Consider the following 20,886-nt stretch of genomic DNA (forward strand, 5'->3'; position numbering starts at 1 on the left):
TGCTTTATGCTATGTCCAGTCATTACTTACGCATTTTTCAGCAGCCTAAATCAGCGATTTTGCTGATCCTCGGCTTCGCCTCCGGTCTGCCGCTGGCCCTCACCTCCGGTACCCTGCAGGCCTGGATGACGGTGGAAAATATCGATCTGAAAACGATCGGTTTTTTCTCGCTGGTCGGCCAGGCCTATGTCTTTAAATTTCTCTGGTCCCCGCTGATGGACCGCTACACGCCGCCGTTTCTCGGCCGACGTCGAGGCTGGCTGGTCACCACCCAGATCCTGCTCCTGCTGGCCATCGCGGCGATGGGCTTTCTTGAACCCGTCTCCCAGCTGCGCTGGATGGCGGCGCTGGCGGTGGTGATCGCCTTCTGTTCAGCGTCGCAGGATATTGTCTTTGACGCCTGGAAAACCGACGTTCTGCCGGCGGAAGAGCGCGGCGCCGGCGCCGCGATCAGCGTGCTGGGCTATCGCCTCGGGATGCTGGTCTCCGGCGGTCTGGCCCTGTGGCTCGCCGACCGCTATCTCGGCTGGCAGGGGATGTACTGGCTGATGGCGGCGCTGCTGGTGCCCTGCATCATCGCCACGCTGCTGGCGCCCGAGCCGAGCGACGTCATCCCGGTTCCCCGATCGCTGGAGCAGGCGGTGGTTGCACCGCTGCGCGATTTTTTCGGCCGCAACAACGCCTGGCTTATTCTGTTGCTCATCGTTCTTTATAAGCTTGGCGATGCGTTTGCCATGAGCCTGACCACCACCTTTCTCATCCGCGGCGTCGGTTTTGACGCCGGTGAAGTGGGGATGGTGAACAAAACCTTAGGCCTGTTCGCCACCATTCTCGGCGCCCTGTACGGCGGCGTCCTGATGCAGCGGCTGACGCTGTTCCGGGCGCTGCTGATCTTCGGTCTGCTGCAGGGGGTCTCCAACGCCGGCTACTGGCTGCTGTCGATTACCGATAAGCACCTCTATTCCATGGCGACCGCGGTATTCTTTGAGAACCTGTGCGGGGGAATGGGCACGGCGGCGTTTGTGGCGCTGCTGATGACGCTGTGCAACAAGTCGTTCTCCGCCACCCAGTTCGCGCTGCTCTCGGCGCTGTCCGCGGTTGGCCGCGTGTACGTCGGGCCGATTGCCGGCTGGTTCGTCGAGGCCCACGGCTGGTCCACCTTCTATCTCTTCTCTGTGGTCGCGGCGGTGCCGGGGATCGCGCTGCTGCTGCTGTGCCGGCAAACGCTCGAGCATACCCAACGCACGGCAAGCTTTATACCGCGTAGCGAATATCCGCAGGCCTATGCGCTGGCGCTGGGGATCCTGACGCTGGGCTGCCTGCTGCTGGCGGTATGGCTGGGTCTGCTGATCCTCAACGCGCTGGATTATACGTCGTTCAGCTTCCTGTCCGGCCTGCTGGAGGTTGCCGCGCTGACGGCCGTTGGCGGTATTTTGCTCGGCGGCCTGCTCGACTACCTGGCGCTGCGTAAAACCCACCTGATTTAAGGACGCTGCATCATTATTAGCCGTTGTAATTACGAAACGTAATTATAACGGCTTATTAACGCTTTTATATTGCCCGCCGCGCTATTTGTTGTTTTGTGCGTTTTTGTTTTCTGGAAATTATTGACAGTTTTTATTCGATTCTTTAAATAATTTAACCGATTCAGCTAAGCCGATTTTATTTTACGTTTCCACAATGTCTTTTATTTGATAATTAAATGTTAAACAATTGTTCTAATTTTTGGGTGGTTATGCCCATTCGCCGCTAAGCACTCCTTTTCTTATCCCTTTCGTTATCGATCCCACGAAAATCAGGCTTTGCAAGCGATTACGTAACACTACGTAACATATGTGACAAAGCAAGCAGAAGCCGCTAACACAGAACTGACAGAGATCCAATCATGTTTACAGTAATGCAACCTTACCGTAAAATGCCCGTACACTTTAAACGCCACCAGATCCCGTGGAATTGAGGTCGTTCAATGAGACTCAGGAAATACAATAAAAGTTTGGGATGGATGTCATTAATCGCAGGTACTGTATTACTCAGTGGTTGTGATTCTGCACTCCTTGACCCAAAAGGACAGATTGGACTGGAGCAACGCTCTTTGATTCTGACGGCCTTCGGCCTGATGATGATTGTCGTTATTCCCGCCGTCTTGATGGCAGTAGGATTTGCCTGGAAGTATCGCGCGAGCAATAAAGATGCGAAGTATAGCCCGAACTGGTCACACTCCAATAAAGTGGAAGCTGTGGTCTGGACGGTACCTATTCTGATCATCCTGTTCCTGGCCGTTCTGACCTGGAAAACCACTCACGCACTGGAGCCAAGCAAACCGCTTGTCCATGACGAGAAACCAATCACCATCGAAGTCGTATCGATGGACTGGAAATGGTTCTTTATCTATCCGGAACAGGGTATTGCTACCGTTAACGAAATCGCCTTCCCGGCGAACGTACCGGTACACTTCAAAGTGACCTCTAACTCGGTGATGAACTCGTTCTTTATTCCGCGCTTAGGCAGCCAGATCTACGCAATGGCCGGGATGCAGACTCAGCTGCACCTCATTGCTGACGAAGCTGGTACTTATGACGGTATCTCCGCTAGCTACAGTGGCCCGGGCTTCTCTGGTATGAAGTTCAAAGCGATTGCTACCCCGGATCGTGCAACTTTCGATCAGTGGGTTGAAAAAGCGAAACAGTCTCCGAACGCTATGGACTCTATGGCCGCGTTCGAGAAAGTGGCTGTGCCTAGCGAATATAACAAAGTGGAATACTTCTCTAACGTGAAGCCGGATCTGTTCAAAGATGTTGTGAACAAATTCATGTCTCACGAGAGCATGAACATGTCCAAACCTGAAGGCGAGCATGCCGCTCACGACGGGATGGAAGGCATGGACATGAGCCACGCGGAAACCGCTCACTAAGGGGCCGAGGAAGAAAACGATGTTCGGAAAACTTACACTGGATGCAGTGCCCTACCACGAACCTATTATCGTGGTAACGGTGGCTGCGATTATCATTGGGGGACTGGCGCTTCTGGCGGCCATCACTTACTTCGGTAAGTGGTCCTACCTATGGAACGAGTGGCTGACCTCTGTCGACCACAAACGTCTCGGTATCATGTACGTTATCGTGGCAATCGTCATGCTGCTGCGTGGCTTTGCTGACGCCATCATGATGCGTAGCCAGCAGGTGCTGGCCTCGGCCGGGGAAGCAGGATTCCTGCCGCCTCATCACTACGATCAGATCTTTACCGCCCACGGCGTTATCATGATCTTCTTCGTAGCGATGCCGTTCGTTATCGGTCTGATGAACCTGGTGGTTCCGCTTCAGCTCGGCGCACGCGACGTAGCCTTCCCGTTCCTCAACAACCTGAGCTTCTGGTTCACCGTTGTGGGCGTGATTCTGGTTAACCTGTCTCTGGGCGTCGGGGAGTTCGCGCAGACCGGTTGGCTGGCCTATCCGCCGCTGTCGGGAATTGAGTACAGTCCTGGCGTAGGGGTCGACTACTGGATTTGGGCGCTGCAGCTCTCCGGTATCGGTACTACCCTGACCGGTATTAACTTCTTCGTGACCATTATCAAGATGCGCGCCCCGGGCATGACCATGTTCAAGATGCCGGTATTCTCCTGGGCATCTCTGTGCGCTAACATCCTGATTATCGCCTCTTTCCCAATTCTGACCGTCACCATCGCGCTGCTGACCCTGGATCGTTACCTGGGCACCCATTTCTTTACCAACGATATGGGTGGCAACATGATGATGTACATCAACCTGATTTGGGCCTGGGGTCACCCGGAAGTGTACATCCTGGTTCTGCCGGTGTTCGGGGTCTTCTCCGAAATCGCCGCGACCTTCTCGCGTAAGCGTCTGTTCGGTTACACCTCTCTGGTGTGGGCAACCGTCTGTATTACCGTTCTATCGTTCATCGTTTGGCTGCACCACTTCTTCACCATGGGTGCCGGCGCAAACGTAAACGCCTTCTTCGGTATTACCACCATGATTATCGCGATCCCGACCGGGGTTAAGATCTTCAACTGGCTGTTCACCATGTATCAGGGTCGCATCGTCTTCAACTCGGCGATGATGTGGACTATCGGCTTTATCGTGACCTTCTCCGTAGGTGGGATGACCGGCGTGCTGCTGGCGGTACCGGGCGCGGACTTCGTTCTGCACAACAGCCTGTTCCTGATCGCGCACTTCCATAACGTTATCATCGGCGGCGTGGTATTCGGTTGCTTCGCAGGTCTGACCTACTGGTGGCCGAAAGCCTTTGGCTTCACCCTGAACGAAACCTGGGGCAAACGCGCTTTCTGGTTCTGGATCATCGGCTTCTTCGTAGCATTTATGCCGCTGTACGTGCTGGGCTTCATGGGGATGACCCGTCGTCTGAGCCAGCAGATCGATCCGCAGTTCCACCCGATGCTGGTTGTTGCAGCTTGCGGTGCGGCGCTGATCGCCTGCGGTATCCTGTGCCAGCTGATTCAGTTCTACGTCTCTATTCGCGACCGCGATCAGAACCGTGACCTGACCGGTGACCCGTGGGGTGGCCGTACGCTGGAGTGGGCAACCTCTTCTCCACCGCCGTTCTACAACTTCGCTATCGTTCCTCAGGTTCACGAGCGTGACGCCTTCTGGGAAATGAAAGAGAAAGGTGAAGCGTACAAACAGCCTGCTCACTATGAAGAAATTCATATGCCGAAAAACAGCGGCGCCGGCATCGTCATTGCCGCCTTCGCGACGGTATTTGGTTTCGCCATGATCTGGCATATCTGGTGGATGGCGATCGCCAGCTTCATCGGCATCGTAGCGACCTGGATTATTAAGAGCTTTGACGAGGACGTGGATTACTACGTACCGGTTGCAGAAGTCGAAAAACTGGAAAAACAGCATTTCGATGAGATTAACAAAGCAGGGCTGAAAAATGGCAACTGATACTCTTGCGCATACTGCCCACGCGCATGAACACGGGCACCATGATACAGGACCGATGAAGGTATTCGGTTTCTGGATCTACCTGATGAGCGACTGCATTATCTTCGCTACGCTGTTTGCTACCTATGCCGTTCTGGTGAACGGCACGGCCGGCGGACCGACTGGCAAAGATATTTTCGAACTGCCGTTCGTTCTGGTTGAAACCGCACTGCTGCTGTTCAGCTCCATCACCTACGGCATGGCGGCTATCGCCATGTACAAAAACAACAAGAGCCAGGTGGTTTCCTGGCTGGCGTTGACCTGGCTGTTTGGCGCCGGATTTATCGGGATGGAAATCTATGAATTCCATCACCTGATCATGGAAGGCTTTGGTCCGGATCGTAGTGGCTTCCTGTCCGCGTTCTTCGCGCTGGTCGGCACCCACGGTCTGCACGTGACCTCTGGCCTTATCTGGATGGCGGTGCTGATGTTCCAGGTTTCACGTCGTGGCCTGACCAGCACTAACCGCACGCGTATCCTGTGCCTGAGCCTGTTCTGGCACTTCCTGGACGTCGTGTGGATCTGCGTGTTCTCGGTTGTCTATCTGATGGGGGCGATGTAATGAGTCATTCTACCGATCATAGCGGCGCTTCTCACGGCAGCGTGAAGAGCTACATGACAGGATTTATCCTGTCCATCATCCTGACGGTCATTCCGTTCGCCATGGTGATGAGTGGCTCCGCCTCGCATGCGGTTATCCTTGGCACCATTCTGGTGACCGCTGTGGTGCAGATCGTGGTACACCTCGTGTACTTCCTGCATATGAACAGCAAGTCCGATGAAGGCTGGAACCTGACCGCATTTATCTTCACCGTAATCATCATTGCGATCGTGGTTGTCGGCTCCATCTGGATTATGTGGAACCTGAACTACAACATGATGATGCACTAAGAGCGGCGAGTATGTTTAAGCAATACCTGCAAGTTACGAAACCAGGCATTATTTTTGGCAACCTGATCTCCGTGATCGGCGGTTTCCTGCTGGCCTCCAAAGGCCACATCGACTATCCGCTGTTCGTCTGGACGCTCCTTGGAGTATCCCTGGTGGTCGCCTCGGGTTGTGTATTCAACAACTACATCGACCGGGACATCGATCGTAAGATGGAACGGACGAAAAACCGGGTGCTGGTCAAAGGGCTGATCTCGCCAGAAGCTTCGCTGGTGTACGCCACCTTGCTGGGTATTGCTGGCTTTATGCTGCTGTGGTTCGGCGCAAATCCGCTGGCCTGCTGGCTGGGGGTGATGGGGTTCGTGGTTTATGTCGGCGTCTACAGCCTGTACATGAAACGCCACTCTGTCTACGGCACGCTGATTGGCTCACTCTCCGGCGCCGCGCCGCCGGTGATTGGCTACTGCGCGGTCACCGGTGATTTCGACAGCGGTGCGGCGATCCTGCTGGCTATCTTTAGCCTATGGCAGATGCCTCACTCCTACGCCATCGCGATTTTCCGCTTTAAGGATTATCAGGCGGCGAATATTCCGGTGCTGCCGGTGGTGAAAGGCATTTCGGTCGCCAAAAACCATATTACGCTGTACATCGTCGCCTTTGCCGTTGCGACCCTGATGCTCTCGCTGGGCGGCTACGCCGGGTATAAATACCTGGTCGTGGCGGCTGCGGTCAGCGTCTGGTGGCTGGGCATGGCGCTGCGTGGCTACAAAGTGGCAGATGACAAAGTCTGGGCGCGCAAGCTGTTCGTCTTTTCCATCGTCGCCATCACTGCGCTGTCCGTGATGATGTCCGTTGACTTTATGGTGCCGGATTCACATAGCCTGCTGGCTTACGTGAGATAATCTCGCTCTCCAGTACGATATAAAGCCCCGTTTTGACGGGGCTTTTTCTTTTCTGTTTCAAATTGGTTCCTTTCTCATTTCATACTTCCCCTCCCCTCCCCCGCACCGGTTTCGCTATCTCACGCCCAAAAAATGAGGAAAAAATGAGCTTGTGCTAACCGGGTATCGCTCGCGCCGCACGCGCCCGCGATGCTACTTTTCGCCTCGGGTTTACACCCGTTTGGGAAATATTCACTACAAGGAATCGCAATGAAAGAATTAACACTGAACGAAATGGAGTACATCTCCGGCGGCTTTAACCTGTTCGGCGCGGCCAACGGCTTCGCCAGCTTTGTCGCCAACTCTGCCGTCGGCTTCACCTCGTTTGTCCTCACCTCCGGTACCGCCTTCGCCTCATTCGTTGGCGACAGCGCGATGGCGTTTGGTTCCTTCCTGACCGGTCAGACAAACTGGGAAACCTTTGTGACCACCGGTAAGGAAAACTGGGGTAGCTTCGTCAATACCGCCGGCACCAGCTGGAACACCTTTGTCGATAACGCCGCCAGCGACTGGAGCAGCTTCCTCAACAAAGCGTCAGCCTAAACGACGTCTCGCCGAGGGCAGCGCATCGGCTGCCCTGTTTAACCCACCAGCATCGCCTGCGCGCTATAGAGCAGATCAAGGTGGTCGCGGCATAACGCGTCCAGCGAAGTCCGTGATTGATGACTGGTCAGACTTAACGCTCCCCACCAGGTCCCTTCCCTGTCGGTTAACGGTACCGCCAGCACCAGCATACCAATCTCAAACTCCTGCTCGATAGTGGCATACCCCTGACGCCGCACCTGGGCAATCTTCTCCATCAACGACGCGACGTCGGTCACCGTATAGGGCGTGCGTTGTTCCCGGGTAATGCGCTGTAGAACCGCTTCACACTCTGCTTCCGGCAGCGAAGCCAGCCATAACCGCCCCCCGGCGGTACAAAAGATGGGCACCCGCTCCCCAAGCCGAACCGACGTGGAGTTAAATGGCGTATGACGGCTGCGGGCGATATAGACCAGTTCATCTTCATCCACCACCCCCACCGAGGCGTGCTCCTCGGTCCGGCTGGCGATGTATTCGACAATCGGCCGCACCATGCGGGGAAACTGCGCCGAATCGACGTAGGCCTGACCAAGCCGCAGCGTCTTCGGGGTAAGCCAGTAATAGCGACCATCGGTTTGCAAATAGCGCTCATGCAGCAGCGTCAACAGAAAACGTCGTGCCGCGCTTTGCGTCAGGCCGCTCATTTTCGCCGCCTGAGCGACGGTGAGCTTTGGGCAGGTTTTAGAAAAAAGCTGGATGAGCGCCAACCCTTTTTGTAAACCGACGATCAGATCGCGAGGATGAATGGTGTTTTGCATATTCGCTCACATTTTTGCAACATCATTATCGATTTCCTGCGATTATCGCAGCGATCGTGCGATTAACAACCGACATGTCCGAATTCTGCGTTGTCGGTCCCAGCTTCCACTGAAATACTTTCACAACATTCATTTAACAAATGAGGTTTGCAATGGTCAGTGGAACTACCCAGGTTGTCGCCGTGATTGGTCATCCGATTGCCCAGGTGAAATCACCGGATAACTTCAACCGCTACTTTGCCGAACAGCACATGGACAGCGTCATGATCCCGGTGGATATCGCCCCGGACGCGGTGGCCGCCTACCTCAACGCCCTGCGCGGCTGGCAGAACATGAGCGGCGTGCTGGTGACGGTGCCGCATAAACAACGCGCCGCCGCGCTGGTCGACGAGCTTACGCCGCGCGCCCGCCGACTCAACGCCATCAATGTGATCCGCAAGCTGGCGGATGGCCGGTTACAGGGCGATATGCTGGACGGCGTCGGCTTTCTGCTCGCCGCCGAGGCACAGGGTTTTCAGCCGGCGGGTAAGCAGGCGTTGCTCTCCGGTTGCGGCGGCGTCGGCAGCGCCATCGCCTGGGGATTGTGCGAGGCGGGGCTCCGTCAGCTGGCTCTGCACGATCAAAACCCCGCCACCCGGCAACGCCTGCACGATCTTCTGGCTGAAGCCTTTCCGGCGGTGCGACTGAGCGCGCTGCCGGACACCCTGCACGGCGTCGATCTGCTGGTCAACGGCTCGCCGGCCGGCATGGCCGGATTTGATGCGCTGCCCCTGCCGCAGGCGCTGCTGGAGACCCTCGACAGCGCCACCCACGTGGCTGACGTTGTCACCGCCCCGGTGATGACGCCGTTGCTCACCTTCGCCGCCGCCCGCGGCTGCCGGGTACAGACCGGGCCGGAAATGGCGCTGGCGCAGATGACGCTGATGGGCCAGTTTATCGGCGCCATCCCGCCGGCGCAGGGAGCAGCGGCATGAAGAGCTGGGACGTGATCGTCATCGGCAGCGGCGCCGCTGGCTTTGCCGCCGCGGTCACCGCCAGCTGCAAAGGGCTGTCGGTGCTGATGCTGGAGAAAGCCGGTCAGTTCGGCGGCACCTCGGCCATCTCTGGCGGCGCCGTGTGGCTGCACGATACCGACCAGGCGCGCGCCGCGGGCAAAAGCGGTAGCGCCGAAGCGATCAAAACCTATCTGCGAACCATTATCGGCGAGGCCCACTACCGCGAAGATATCGCCGAGGCGTTTGTCAGCGCCGGGCGAGAGGCCCTCGCCTTTCTGGAGCGCGAGGGGGCGGTGAAATATAGCCTGCGCCCACTCTCACCTGATTACTATCCGGATGAGCCCGGCGGTGTCGACGTCGGGCGGGCGCTGGAGGTGGTGGAGTATGACGGCCGTGAACTGGGTGACGCGTTTCGCGACCTGCGCTCGCCGCCGCCGGGGATGCTGCTGTTTGGCGGAATGATGGTCAACCGCGTCGACATTCAACATTTTCTCGATATGCGTCGCTCGCTGCGCTCCCTGGCCCATTGCACCCGACTGCTGCTGCGCTACGCCCGCGACCGGGTGACATACCCTCGCGGCACCCGCCTGGCGATGGGCAATGCGCTGATTGCCCGCATGGCGACCACGGCGCTGCGTAAAGGCATGAGCCTGCGGCTGAATGTCAATGTTCTGGCGCTGTGCGAAGCGCAAGGCGCGGTCACCGGGGTAGAGATTGAGAGTCAGGGGCAAAGAGAGACGCTGCACGCCCGGCGCGGGGTGGTGCTGGCCGCAGGCGGTTTTGCCGCTGGCGCGCTGGCGGCGCGCTATCGGCCTGACACCCGAGAGCACTTCACCATGTCGCCGCCGGCCAATGATGGCGCCGCGCTGCGTCTCGCGGCGGCGCTTAACGCTCGCGAGGGAGCCGATCGGGCATCCAACTTTTTCTGGGCGCCGGTATCGGTGCTGACCCGGGCCGACGGCAGCGAGGAGCGCTTCCCCCACCTGGTGACCGACCGGGCCAAGCCGGGCGTGATTGCCGTCAATCAGCGGGCGGTACGCTTCGTTAATGAGTCCAGCTCCTATCACCATTTTGCCAGCGCGATGCAGCATGCTGCGGAGAATGCCCCCTGCTTTTTACTGTGCGACGCCCAGGCGATGAAGCGTTACGGCCTCGGGCTGGCGCGCCCGGCGCCGGTGAACAATGACGCCCTGATCGCCGCCGGCTATCTGCACAAAGCCGACACCCTGGCCGCGCTGGCGCAGCAGCTTGGGCTGGATGCCCACACCCTGAGCGAGACGGTCGCCCGCTACAATCGTGACGCCGCGCAGGGCGTGGACCGTGAGTTTGCCAAAGGCGGCAACAGCTATAACCGGGCGATGGGCGATCCGGGCCATCACCCTGACGCCTGCAACGCTCCCCTGCTCAGCGCGCCGTTCTATGCCATCAAACTCTATACCGGCGATCTGGGGACTTCCCGGGGTCTGGTCACCACCGCCGATGCCCAGGTCGTCAACGCCGAAGGAAAGCCTATCGCGGGGCTGTACGCGGTGGGAAACGACATGGATTCGCTGATGGCCGGCACCTACCCGGGTCCCGGCATCACCCTTGGCCCGGGGCTGACGTTTGGCTACCTCGCCGCCTGCCATCTGGCGCAACCCGCCACCCACTAATCAGGAAAACATCATGATCTACGAAAAACGCACCTACACCATCAATCCGCTGAAAATGGCCGACTGGCTGGCGCTGTACCAAAGCGATGCCCTGGCGGTGCAAACTGACCATCTCGGCAAACTGATCGGCTTCTTTTTTACCGAGATCGGCGTGGTCAATCAGGTAGTGCACATCTGGGCTTACGAAAGCCTGGACGATCGCCTGGTACGCCGCGCGCGGATGGCCCAGGACGAGCGCTGGCAGACCTTCTCGCGGAAAAATCGCGAACTGGCCGCCGTGGAGCGCCTCGAGTCGGTGCTGATGCGCCCCACCGCTTTTTCACCATTGCAGTAAGGAGTCCATCATGAGCGGGCCTGTGAAGGTGGATATGCTGGTGGTCGGCTCCGGCGCGGCGGGACTCTCTGCCGCGGTCACCGCGGCAATGCACGGCGCCAGCGTCATGGTGGCGGAGAAGGCGTCAGTGCTCGGCGGAACCAGCGCCTGGTCCGGCGGCTGGCTGTGGATCCCCCGCAACCCGCTGGCGCGGGCGGAGGGCATCGACGAAGCGGCCGATGCTCCGCTGACCTATCTGCAGCATGAGATGGGGGGCGAAGCCGCCGACGTTCGCCTGCAGACCTTCCTGCGTCACGGGCCGGAAATGGTGGAGTTTTTTCATCAGCGGACGGCGGTGAAGTTTCTGTCGGGCAGCGCCATGCCGGACTTTCACGCGTCGCCGGGCGCGGCGAACGGTGGGCGGTCGGTGACCGCTCAGCCCTACGATGGCCGCCTGCTCGGCGACTGGCTCCACCGACTGCGCCCGCCGCTGGAGACCATCAGCCTGGCCGGGATGGGCATCGCCGGCGGCGCGGACATGGCGCATTTTTTTAACGCCACCCGCTCGCCGCGCTCCGCGCTGTATGCCGCCCGCCGCCTGCTGCGCCACGGCTGGCAGCGGCTGCGCGCCGGACGGGGGCAGCATCTGGTCAATGGCAATGCGCTGGTCGCCCGTCTGCTGCGATCCGCCCTCGACGCCGGAGTGCGCTTTCAACTCAATGCGCCTGCGGTTCGGCTGCTGCAGGGGCCGCAGGGCGTGTCCGGCGCGGTGCTGCGCAGCGATGACGGGGAGATGCACGTCGAAGCGGGCGCCGTGGTGCTGGCATGCGGCGGTTTTCCCCACGATCGGCAGCGCCTGGCGCAGGTGGTGCCTCACGCCGCGGAGGGCTACGGCCATTTCTCCGCCGCGCCGCCTGACAATCAGGGCGAGGGGATCCGCCTTGGCGAATCCGTCGGCGGCCAGTTCGATACCCGCCTGCGCCACCCGCTGGCCTGGGCGCCGGTGTCCCGCGTCACCCTCGCCAGCGGCCAGCAGCTGATGTTTCCCCATCTGGTGGAGCGAGCCAAGCCCGGGGTGATTGCCGTCCTGCCTAACGGCAAACGCTTTGTTAACGAGGCCGATTCCTATCACGACTTTATCGCCGCCCTGCTGGCGGCGACGCCCGTGGGCGACACGCCGCAGGCCTGGCTGCTGGCCGATCGGCGCGCGCTGCGCCGCTATGGCCTGGGCCACGCCAGGCCCTTCCCGTTCCCCCCTACCGCCTGGCTGCGTACCGGCTATCTGCTGCGAGGAAACACCCTGGCCGAGCTGGCGAAACTTTGCGCCATCGATACCGATGCGCTGGCGGAAACCGTTGAACGCTTTAATCACTTCGCCAGCACCGGTGAAGACGTCGATTTTCACCGCGGCGCATCGGCCTATAACCGCGCGCAGGGTGACCATCAGGTGACGCTCGGACCGCTGCGCGAAGGGCCGTTCTACGCGGTGCGCATTCTGCCCGGCTCGCTGGGCACCTTCAGCGGATTGCAAACCGACGAACACGCTCGGGTGCTGGACGGGCAGCAGCAGCCGATACCGGGCCTGTTCGCCATCGGCAACGACATGTCGAGCGTGATGCGCGGCTATTACCCCAGCGGAGGGATCACCCTCGGGCCGGCGATGACCTTCGGCTACCTGGTGGGCAAAAAACTGGCTGAAAACACAATAAAAACAGAGCAATAACAACCAGGGACGGCAATAACCCTGGCTAACTTCACCTGCAACTGAACCGGAGCCATTTATGAACATGCGTACCCTATCGCTCGCCGCGCTGAGCCTGCTCGATGTCTCTCCCCCCGAACAGGTGCGGATAGCGGCCAGAACCGGTTTTACCCACGTGGGTCTGCGGCTGCTGCCCGCCACCCCCGCCGACCCGGACTACGATATGCTGGGCGATACCCCCGCCGTCCGCGCGACCCTGGCCGCGCTGATGGAAACCGGCATCCGCGTCTCGGACGTGGAGATCGTCCGCCTGAGCCCGGGGTTTACCCTCGACGATCGGCTGCAGCGCTTTATGGAGACCGCCGCGCGGCTTGGCGCCGGGCAGGTGTTAGTCGCCGGGAATGACGACAACCTGCAGCGCAGCGCCGACAACCTGGCCACTCTCGCCGCGGCCGGCCGCCCGTTTGGCCTGACCATGAACCTTGAGCCAATGCCCTGGACCCAGCTGCGCACGATCGCCGATGCGCAGGCGCTGATCGCCGCCAGCGGGCGGGAGGATATCGGCATCCTGGTGGACGCCCTTCATTTCTGGCGCGCGGGAGAATCGCTCGCCGCCCTCTCCAGCCTGCCCGCGCATCATCTGAACTATATGCAGCTCTGCGATGGCGCGGCGCAGCGGCCGGAAAGCGAGCAGGAGCTCATCCGCCAGGCCCGCTCAGCGCGCAACGTGCCGGGGGAAGGCGGTTTGGATCTGCACGGTCTGATGTCGGCTCTGCCGGCGACGCTGCCGGTCTCCCTCGAGGTGCCGCTCGACGGCGAGCAGGGCGCCCTGCCGCCCCTCCAGCGGGCGCAATTACTGTTCACTGCCGCGCAGCCCTACCTGCGCTCCTGCGCATAAGGAATCCGCTATGACACAGACTCAACGCCTGGATGTCAGAGAGTTAATTAACCGTAACCCGCTGAGCCGCTTTCAAAAACAGATTATTTTTCTCGGCTTTTGCGTTATCGCTCTCGATGGGTTTGATATCGCGATCATGGGCTTTATCGCCCCGACGCTGAAGCTGGAGTGGGGGGTAAGCAACCACCAGCTGGGCCTGGTGATCAGCGCCGCGCTGATCGGCCTCGCGCTGGGCGCTATTTTCTCTGGCCCGCTCGCCGACTGGCTGGGACGCAAAAAGATCATCATCAACAGCGTCTTCTTCTTCGGCTTCTGGACCATCGCCACCGCCTTCTCGCACAACATTGAGCAGATGATGTTCTTCCGCTTTATGACCGGCCTTGGACTGGGCGCCGCGATGCCGAACATCGGGACGCTGGTGTCGGAATACGCCCCGGAACGCCAGCGCTCATTTATTATTACCGTCATCTTCTGCGGCTTCACCTTCGGCGCGGCGGCCGGAGGATTCACCGCATCATGGCTGATCCCGCAGTTTGGCTGGCACTCGCTGATGGCGCTCGGCGGCATTCTGCCGCTGCTGTTCGCCCCCCTGCTTATCTGGCGGCTGCCGGAATCGGTTCGTTTTCTGGTGATCAAACAAGCGCCAGCGGCGCGCATTCGCGCCATCCTTAATCGTCTTTATCCCGGACAAATCAGCGACAACGTGACGTTTATCCTGCCGGCGCAGCCGGCGGCCGGCAACGCGATGCGCATTGTGCTCTCCCGCCAGTACGGCTTTGGCTCGTTGATGCTATGGCTGGTCTACTTTATGGGGCTGTTCCTGGTCTATATTCTCGGCAGCTGGCTGCCAACGCTGGTTAAGGAGGTCGGGCTTACCGTCAGCCAGGCGGCCGTGATGACGGCGATCTACCAGGCGGGAGGCACCCTCGGCTCGCTGTTTGCCGGCTGGCTGATGGACCGCATCAATCCCCATCGCGCGCTGGGAATGATCTACGCCGTCGGCGGCCTGTTTACCATGGCGATGGGCTACGCCGCGGGCAGCTTTGCCTTGCTCTGCATGCTGGCGTTTATCAGCGGCGCCTGCCTGAACGGCGCCAATACGGGCATGAACGCCCTCTCCGCCCGTTACTACCCCACGCAGGCGCGGGCGACCGGCTCCAGTTGGATGCACGGCGTCGGGCGGATCGGCGCGATCCTCAGCGCCTTTGCCGGCGCTGAGATGATGGCGCTCAACCTGCCCTTCGAAAGCGTCTTTTTGATCCTCGGCATCCCGGCTGCCCTCACCGTCGCAGGCCTGGCGGCGAAGGGCATCTTCGCCGCAGGTAATCCTCCCGCCGCTTCGCCAGCCCCCGCGTCTGTGCGCGGAGCGTAATGCGGTATCCTTCCTCCGGTGCAATCTGCGGATTGCACCGCGCGCTGCGGCTAGAAGGAACATTTATTTCATCTTGCTGTGTAACGAAAAGCGCTCCGCAACCGTTCGGCCTGCTCCCATTGCCGTTGTTTCCCCTCTCCTCTTTTCAAGCCAGCAGAAAATAAACTTCTGCTTATTCGATCCCCTTCGCATATATGAAAAATAAATTCCACATAACAATTGAAACAGAACAAACATTTCCTTAAGTTTAGGTCAGTTTATCCGGATGCGCGTTGCCGCAGGCGTCGGCATTGAGCGCCTCAGAGTGCGAATGATTTCAAAAAGGAGAGCACCATGTTAAACGGTCTGAAACCCTTATCCCGTTCCCTGCGTTGGGGCATGGTCGGCGGCGGGGGAACCAGCCAGATCGGCTACAGCCACCGCTGTGCGGCGCTGCGTGACAATGTTTACACCCTGCTGGCCGGCGCGCTTGACGTTGATGCCGAGCGCGGGCGCGCGTTTGGTGAGCAGCTGGGCATCGCGCCGGAGCGCTGCTACGCCGACTACCAGACCCTGTTTCGTGAAGAAGCCCGCCGCCCTGACGGGATCGAGGTCGTCTCGGTCACCACCCCGAACAATACCCATTTCGCCATCACCAAAGCGGCGCTGGAAGCGGGCCTCCACGTCATCTGTGAAAAGCCCCTCTGCTTTACCGCCGAAGAGGCGCGCGAGCTGGTGGACCTGAGCAAAAAACAGAACAAAATCGTCGGCGTCACCTACGGCTACGCCGGCTATCAGATGATCCAGCAGGCGCGGCAGATGATTGCCGATGGGCTGCTCGGCGAGATCCGCGTCGTCAATATGCAGTTCGCTCACGGCTTTCATAACCAGGCCGTCGAGCTGCAGGCAGAATCCACCCGCTGGCGCGTAACGCCGAAGTTCGCCGGGCCCAGCTATGTGCTGGGGGATCTGGCCACCCATCCCCTGTTTGTCGCCGAAACCATGGCGCCGCAGCTCAATATCAAACGGCTGATGTGCTCCCGCCAGAGCTTTGTCCCCTCCCGCACGCCGCTGGAAGATAACGCCTTTGTCCTGATGGAGTATGACAACGGCGCGGTTGGTTCGATGTGGACCAGCGCGGTGAACAGCGGCGCCATGCACTCGCAAAAAGTGCGCATCGTCGGCGAAAAGGCGAGTATCGAATGGTGGGATGAGCATCCTAACCAGCTCAGCTATGAGGTGCAGGGCGAGCCGGCGCGCATTCTGGAACGCGGGATGCCCTACCTGAGCGCAAACGCGCTGGCGGACGATCGCATCGGCGGCGGCCACCCGGAAGGGCTGTTTGAAGCCTGGGCCAATCTCTATCGCCGCTATGCGCAGGCGATTGACGCCACGGACCGTGACGATCGCACCTTCCTGCAAGACTTCTGGTATCCGGACGTCGAAGCCGGGCTGCACGGCGTCTACTGGGTCGAGCAGTGCGTCAAATCGGCTGATGCCGGCAGCCAGTGGGTTGACTTTACTTTACCTTAATTTTCCCCCTCGCCAGTGGAGTCCCCCTCCACTGGTTTATTGATTTTTACCAACTTGTCGCATCGCGCAACAGCCCCGTAATATCTGTTAAACAAACATTTATTTACGCTTCTTACCCCCCGCCGCTACACTAGGCGCAGTTTTTATATTGAGGTGGTAATGAACGATAACAAAATGACGCCAGGGGAACTGCGCGCGACCTGGGGTTTGGGGACGGTATTCTCCCTGCGCATGCTTGGCATGTTTATGGTCCTGCCGGTTCTGACCACGTATGGCATGGCATTGCAGGGCGCCAGTGAAGCGCTGATTGGCCTGGCGATCGGCATCTACGGTCTGGCGCAGGCGGTGTTCCAGATCCCCTTCGGACTGTTATCTGACCGTATTGGCCGTAAGCCGTTGATCGTCGGCGGCCTGCTTATCTTCGTGCTCGGCAGCGTCATCGCCGCGCTCACCGACTCCATTTGGGGCATCATTCTTGGCCGCGCCCTGCAGGGCTCCGGCGCCATCGCCGCCGCGGTCATGGCCCTGCTCTCCGATCTCACCCGTGAACAGAACCGCACCAAAGCGATGGCGTTTATTGGCGTCAGCTTCGGCGTCACTTTCGCTATCGCCATGGTGCTGGGGCCGATTATTACCCATCAGCTGGGCCTGCACGCCCTGTTCTGGATGATCGCCATCCTGGCGACCGTCGGCATCCTGCTCACCCTGTGGGTGGTTCCCAACAGCCAGAATCATGTGCTTAACCGCGAATCCGGGATGGTGAAGGGCTGCTTTAGCAAGGTGCTGGCGGAGCCGCGCCTGCTGAAGCTCAACTTTGGCATCATGTGCCTGCACATCATGCTGATGTCCACGTTTGTCGCGCTGCCCGGACAGCTGGAGGCTGCCGGCTTCCCGGCCGCCGAGCACTGGAAGATTTACCTGGTCACCATGGTTATCTCCTTCATCTCGGTGGTGCCGTTTATTATCTACGCCGAAGTGAAGCGCAAGATGAAGCGCGTCTTTTTGCTCTGCGTGGCCATCCTGCTGATTGCGGAAATTGTCCTCTGGGGCGCCGGAGGCTACTTCTGGGAGCTGGTAGCGGGCGTTCAGCTCTTCTTCCTGGCGTTTAACCTGCTGGAAGCGCTACTGCCGTCATTGATTAGCAAAGAGTCGCCGGCGGGCTATAAAGGCACCGCGATGGGCGTCTACTCCACCAGCCAGTTCCTCGGGGTGGCGATTGGCGGCGCCCTTGGCGGCTGGGTCGATGGTTTCTTTGATTCACAGACCGTGTTTCTGCTGGGCGCGCTGCTGGCGATGCTGTGGCTGCTGGTGGCCAGCACCATGAGCGAGCCGCCCTACGTCAGCAGTCTGCGGGTGGAGGTACCGGACGGCGTGGTGGTCGACAGCGCGCTGCAGGCGCGTCTGCTCAGCGCCAGCGGGGTTCATCAGGCGCTGGTGGTGCCCGAGGAGCGCTCGGTGTATATCAAAATCGACAGCAAGGTCACCAACCGCTTCGAGATAGAGCAGCTTATCAAAGGGGTATAAAAAAAGCGGGGAATTCCCCGCTTTTTGCTGTCAGTCTGCCGCCTTAGTCGCGGAAGTTTTTGAACTGGAACGGTTGTCCCAGATCGCCACCGCGCACCAGCGCCATCACCGACTGCAGATCGTCGCGGGACTTACCGGTCACGCGGATCTCTTCGCCCTGAATCTGGGCCTGCACTTTCAGCTTGCTGTCTTTGATCAGTTTAACGATCTTCTTCTGCACCGCGCTTTCAATGCCCTGTTTCAGCTTCGCTTCAACAAACCAGGTTTTACCGCTGTGTACGATATCTTCCGGCACGTCGAGGGAGGTGCCTTCAATGCCGCGCTTGAGCAGCTTGGCGCGCAGGATATCCAGCAGCTGATTCACCTGGAAGTCAGACTCGCTCAGCACTTTAATGGTCTTGTTGGCGTCGTTTAATTCAAACGTGGCTTCAACGCCACGAAAATCAAAACGCGACTCGACTTCGCGGCTCGCGTTGTCCACCGCGTTACGGGCTTCCTGAAGATCAACTTCAGAGACAATATCGAAAGATGGCATCTTTTCCTCTCCTTCCGTTTCTTTTGCGTTGCATAATACCTGCAACGCGGCATAACTCAACTTGTTATCCCGGAAGCTTAGCTGATTACGCAACGCTCGCGCTATTTTCCCCATGCTGCCCGACGACGCCAAAACCCCCTTTCCGTCCGACGATGCGAAAAGCGACGAGATATACTTTAGCCATCAGCGCCTGGGGTAGCGGCAGATGAGGAGGAACAATGAAAGTAACCGTACTGGGATGCGGTGCACTGGGACAACTATGGCTGACCGCGTTGTGCAAACAGGGACATGAAGTCCAGGGCTGGCTACGCGTACCGCAGCCATTCTGTAGCGTCAACGTCATTGAAACGGACGGCTCGGTGTTCAACGAGTCGCTGACGGCCAACGACCCCGATTTTCTTGCCAGCAGCGAGCTGCTGATTGTCACCTTAAAAGCCTGGCAGGTTTCAAACGCGGTGAAGCACCTGGCCGCGATCCTGCCGGTCTCCACGCCGATTGTGCTGGTGCATAACGGCATGGGAACCGTCGAGGAGCTGCGCAGCGTGAAACAGCCGTTGCTGCTGGCCTCCACCACCCAGGCGGCGCGCCGCGACGGGAATGTCATCATCCACGTCGCCCAGGGCACCACGCATATCGGGCCGGCGAAAAGCTACGAAGAGGACTACAGCTACCTCGCTGAAGTGCTGCAGAGCGTGCTGCCGGATGTCGCCTGGCACAACAATATCTTCTCGGCCACCTGGCGCAAGCTGGCGGTTAACTGCGTGATTAACCCCCTGACCGCGCTAAAAGGGTGTAAAAACGGCGATCTGCGCGACTATCCGCAGGAAGTTGCGGCCATTTGTCGCGAGGTGGCGGCAGTGATGGAGCGCGAAGGTATTCATACCTCGGCGGAAAACCTGCTATTTTATGTCGAACAGGTGATTGAAAGTACGGCAGAAAATATCTCATCCATGCTGCAGGACGTTCGCGCCCAGCGGCACACGGAGATCGACTATATCACCGGTTTTCTGCTCAACCGCGCCCGCGCCCACGGCGTTGCCGTACCGGAAAACGCCCGCTTATTTGAACTGGTCAAGCGTAAGGAGAATGAATATGAGCGCGTCGGCACTGATTTGCCTCGCCCCTGGTAGCGAAGAGACCGAAGCGGTCACCACCATCGACCTGCTGGTTCGCGGCGGAGTCAAAGTGACCACCGCCAGCGTCGCCAGCGACGGCAACCTGACCATCGTCTGCTCGCGCGGCGTCAAACTGCTGGCGGATGCCCCGCTGGTCGAGGTGGCCGATGGCGATTTCGATATCATCGTCCTCCCGGGCGGTATCAAGGGCGCAGAGTGCTTCCGCGACAGCCCGTTGCTGGTGGAAACCGTCCGACAGTTCCATCTCTCCGGGCGCATTGTGGCCGCCATCTGTGCCGCCCCGGCGACCGTGCTGGTGCCCCATCAGCTGTTCCCGATCGGCAACATGACCGGTTTTCCGGCGCTGAAGGATCATATCCCCGCCGATCAGTGGCAGGATAAACGGGTGGTCTGGGATCCACGGGTGAATCTGTTAACCAGCCAGGCGCCGGGAACATCGATTGATTTCGCCCTGAAAATGATCGATCTGCTGGTGGGGCGCGAGAAAGCGTATGAGGTCGCCTCGCAGCTGGTGATGGCCGCCGGCATCTATAATTACTACGAAGCCTGATAGCCGGTCCGCGCCGCGGACTGGCTCCCCCTTTTCCTGAGGAGTCGTAGCATGTCCCGAAGCGCAACCGATTCTCGCGATCTTGTTATCAGCCGCCTGCTCAGCGCGCCCGTCCCTGCCCTGTGGCGCGCGTGGACCGACCCGGCATTACTCAAAACCTGGTGGTGCCCGAAGCCCTGGCAAACCGAGGTGCTGGCCTTTGATTTTCGCGCCGGCGGGGCCTTTCACACCGTGATGCACGGCCCTGACGGTGAACGCAGCGATAACCCCGGCTGTTTTCTTGAGGTTATCCCGCAACAAAAAATCGTCATGACCTCGATGCTGACGGCGGATTATCGTCCCGCCGTTTCCCCCTTCGCGATGACGGCCATCATCACCTTTGCCGATGAACAGGGCGGGTGTCGCTATACGGCCACAGTGCTGCATGCCGACGATGAAACCCGCGAGCAGCATGAGCAGATGGGATTTTTCGAGGGCTGGAATATTGTCATCGATCAGCTGAATGACCTGGCGCTGACCCTGCGCTAATACACGCCCCTGCCAATAGTAAAAAGGCCTTCCATCAGG

Annotated in this window: 20 protein-coding genes; 18 read left to right on the forward strand and 2 right to left on the reverse strand. The window is 59.4% G+C overall.

Annotation, left to right across the window (positions count from 1 at the left end):
• Positions 1-11: 11 nt before the first annotated feature.
• The 7 genes from ampG (at position 12) to LGM20_RS19850 (ending at position 7,333) form a co-directional block, all read left to right on the forward strand.
• Entirely contained in the window at positions 12-1,487 is a 1,476-nt protein-coding gene (gene ampG, locus LGM20_RS19820; protein ID WP_032453853.1) for a muropeptide MFS transporter AmpG, read from the forward strand.
• Between the two features lie 479 nt (positions 1,488-1,966).
• Positions 1,967-2,911 carry a cytochrome o ubiquinol oxidase subunit II gene (gene cyoA, locus LGM20_RS19825; protein WP_004204802.1) on the forward strand — a complete coding sequence of 315 codons (945 nt, stop codon included), beginning with the start codon at positions 1,967-1,969 and terminating at the stop codon, positions 2,909-2,911.
• A 19-nt stretch (positions 2,912-2,930) separates the two neighbouring features.
• Positions 2,931-4,922 (forward strand): cytochrome o ubiquinol oxidase subunit I, encoded by a 1,992-nt coding sequence (gene cyoB, locus LGM20_RS19830; protein ID WP_004204804.1) that lies wholly within the window; start codon positions 2,931-2,933, stop codon positions 4,920-4,922.
• Positions 4,912-5,523 carry a cytochrome o ubiquinol oxidase subunit III gene (locus LGM20_RS19835; protein WP_002891635.1) on the forward strand — a complete coding sequence of 204 codons (612 nt, stop codon included), beginning with the start codon at positions 4,912-4,914 and terminating at the stop codon, positions 5,521-5,523. The genes cyoB and LGM20_RS19835 overlap by 11 nt, the downstream gene beginning before the upstream one ends.
• Positions 5,523-5,852 carry a cytochrome o ubiquinol oxidase subunit IV gene (locus LGM20_RS19840; RefSeq protein ID WP_002891634.1) on the forward strand — a complete coding sequence of 110 codons (330 nt, stop codon included), beginning with the start codon at positions 5,523-5,525 and terminating at the stop codon, positions 5,850-5,852. The genes LGM20_RS19835 and LGM20_RS19840 overlap by 1 nt, the downstream gene beginning before the upstream one ends.
• An 11-nt stretch (positions 5,853-5,863) precedes the next feature.
• On the forward strand, positions 5,864-6,751 hold the full coding sequence (gene cyoE, locus LGM20_RS19845; protein ID WP_002891629.1) for a heme o synthase: 888 nt from the start codon (positions 5,864-5,866) through the stop codon (positions 6,749-6,751).
• 249 nt (positions 6,752-7,000) lie between these two features.
• The gene (locus tag LGM20_RS19850; RefSeq protein ID WP_023288611.1) at positions 7,001-7,333 is read left to right on the forward strand and encodes a hypothetical protein; all 333 of its coding nucleotides are present in this window, start codon (positions 7,001-7,003) and stop codon (positions 7,331-7,333) included.
• Positions 7,334-7,371: 38 nt separating this feature from the next.
• On the opposite strand, the gene LGM20_RS19855 is transcribed toward LGM20_RS19850, so the two are convergent.
• Positions 7,372-8,130 carry an IclR family transcriptional regulator domain-containing protein gene (locus tag LGM20_RS19855; protein WP_023288610.1) on the reverse strand — a complete coding sequence of 253 codons (759 nt, stop codon included), beginning with the start codon at positions 8,128-8,130 and terminating at the stop codon, positions 7,372-7,374.
• A 152-nt stretch (positions 8,131-8,282) separates the two neighbouring features.
• On the opposite strand from LGM20_RS19855, the gene LGM20_RS19860 reads away from it, so the two are divergent.
• From LGM20_RS19860 to LGM20_RS19895, 8 genes are all read left to right on the forward strand, one after another.
• On the forward strand, positions 8,283-9,104 hold the full coding sequence (locus LGM20_RS19860) for a shikimate dehydrogenase family protein (RefSeq protein ID WP_044521259.1): 822 nt from the start codon (positions 8,283-8,285) through the stop codon (positions 9,102-9,104).
• Positions 9,101-10,777 (forward strand): FAD-dependent oxidoreductase, encoded by a 1,677-nt coding sequence (locus tag LGM20_RS19865; protein ID WP_044521258.1) that lies wholly within the window; start codon positions 9,101-9,103, stop codon positions 10,775-10,777. The genes LGM20_RS19860 and LGM20_RS19865 overlap by 4 nt, the downstream gene beginning before the upstream one ends.
• A 13-nt stretch (positions 10,778-10,790) precedes the next feature.
• A complete protein-coding gene (locus LGM20_RS19870) occupies positions 10,791-11,111 on the forward strand; it encodes an NIPSNAP family protein (RefSeq protein WP_004204812.1) in 321 nt (106 codons plus the stop codon).
• A gap of 10 nt (positions 11,112-11,121) precedes the next feature.
• Positions 11,122-12,813 carry an FAD-dependent oxidoreductase gene (locus tag LGM20_RS19875; protein ID WP_044521255.1) on the forward strand — a complete coding sequence of 564 codons (1,692 nt, stop codon included), beginning with the start codon at positions 11,122-11,124 and terminating at the stop codon, positions 12,811-12,813.
• Between the two features lie 58 nt (positions 12,814-12,871).
• Entirely contained in the window at positions 12,872-13,690 is an 819-nt protein-coding gene (locus tag LGM20_RS19880; protein WP_032453585.1) for a sugar phosphate isomerase/epimerase family protein, read from the forward strand.
• A gap of 10 nt (positions 13,691-13,700) precedes the next feature.
• Entirely contained in the window at positions 13,701-15,062 is a 1,362-nt protein-coding gene (locus LGM20_RS19885; protein ID WP_017898923.1) for an MFS transporter, read from the forward strand.
• 333 nt (positions 15,063-15,395) lie between these two features.
• Positions 15,396-16,574 (forward strand): Gfo/Idh/MocA family protein, encoded by a 1,179-nt coding sequence (locus LGM20_RS19890; protein ID WP_044521253.1) that lies wholly within the window; start codon positions 15,396-15,398, stop codon positions 16,572-16,574.
• A 159-nt stretch (positions 16,575-16,733) separates the two neighbouring features.
• Positions 16,734-18,098 (forward strand): MFS transporter, encoded by a 1,365-nt coding sequence (locus LGM20_RS19895; protein ID WP_023288603.1) that lies wholly within the window; start codon positions 16,734-16,736, stop codon positions 18,096-18,098.
• A 43-nt stretch (positions 18,099-18,141) separates the two neighbouring features.
• Here the strand turns inward: LGM20_RS19895 and LGM20_RS19900 are convergent, their stop codons facing one another.
• Positions 18,142-18,633, reverse strand: a complete 492-nt coding sequence (locus tag LGM20_RS19900) for a YajQ family cyclic di-GMP-binding protein (protein ID WP_002891465.1) — start codon at positions 18,631-18,633, stop codon at positions 18,142-18,144.
• A 218-nt stretch (positions 18,634-18,851) separates the two neighbouring features.
• Here LGM20_RS19900 and panE point away from each other — a divergent pair, with 218 nt between their 5' ends.
• From panE to LGM20_RS19915, 3 genes are read left to right on the forward strand one after another with little or no spacing between them, the layout of a single operon-like run.
• Positions 18,852-19,763: a 2-dehydropantoate 2-reductase gene (panE, locus tag LGM20_RS19905; protein WP_044521251.1), complete on the forward strand. Its 912-nt coding sequence runs from the start codon at positions 18,852-18,854 to the stop codon at positions 19,761-19,763.
• Positions 19,726-20,319, forward strand: a complete 594-nt coding sequence (gene yajL, locus LGM20_RS19910) for a protein deglycase YajL (RefSeq protein WP_023288601.1) — start codon at positions 19,726-19,728, stop codon at positions 20,317-20,319. The genes panE and yajL overlap by 38 nt, the downstream gene beginning before the upstream one ends.
• 51 nt (positions 20,320-20,370) lie before the next feature.
• Positions 20,371-20,847, forward strand: a complete 477-nt coding sequence (locus tag LGM20_RS19915; RefSeq protein WP_044521248.1) for an SRPBCC family protein — start codon at positions 20,371-20,373, stop codon at positions 20,845-20,847.
• Positions 20,848-20,886: the final 39 nt, after the last annotated feature.

The sequence above is a fragment of the Klebsiella quasipneumoniae subsp. quasipneumoniae genome (assembly GCF_020525925.1).
GTDB lineage: Bacteria > Pseudomonadota > Gammaproteobacteria > Enterobacterales > Enterobacteriaceae > Klebsiella > Klebsiella quasipneumoniae.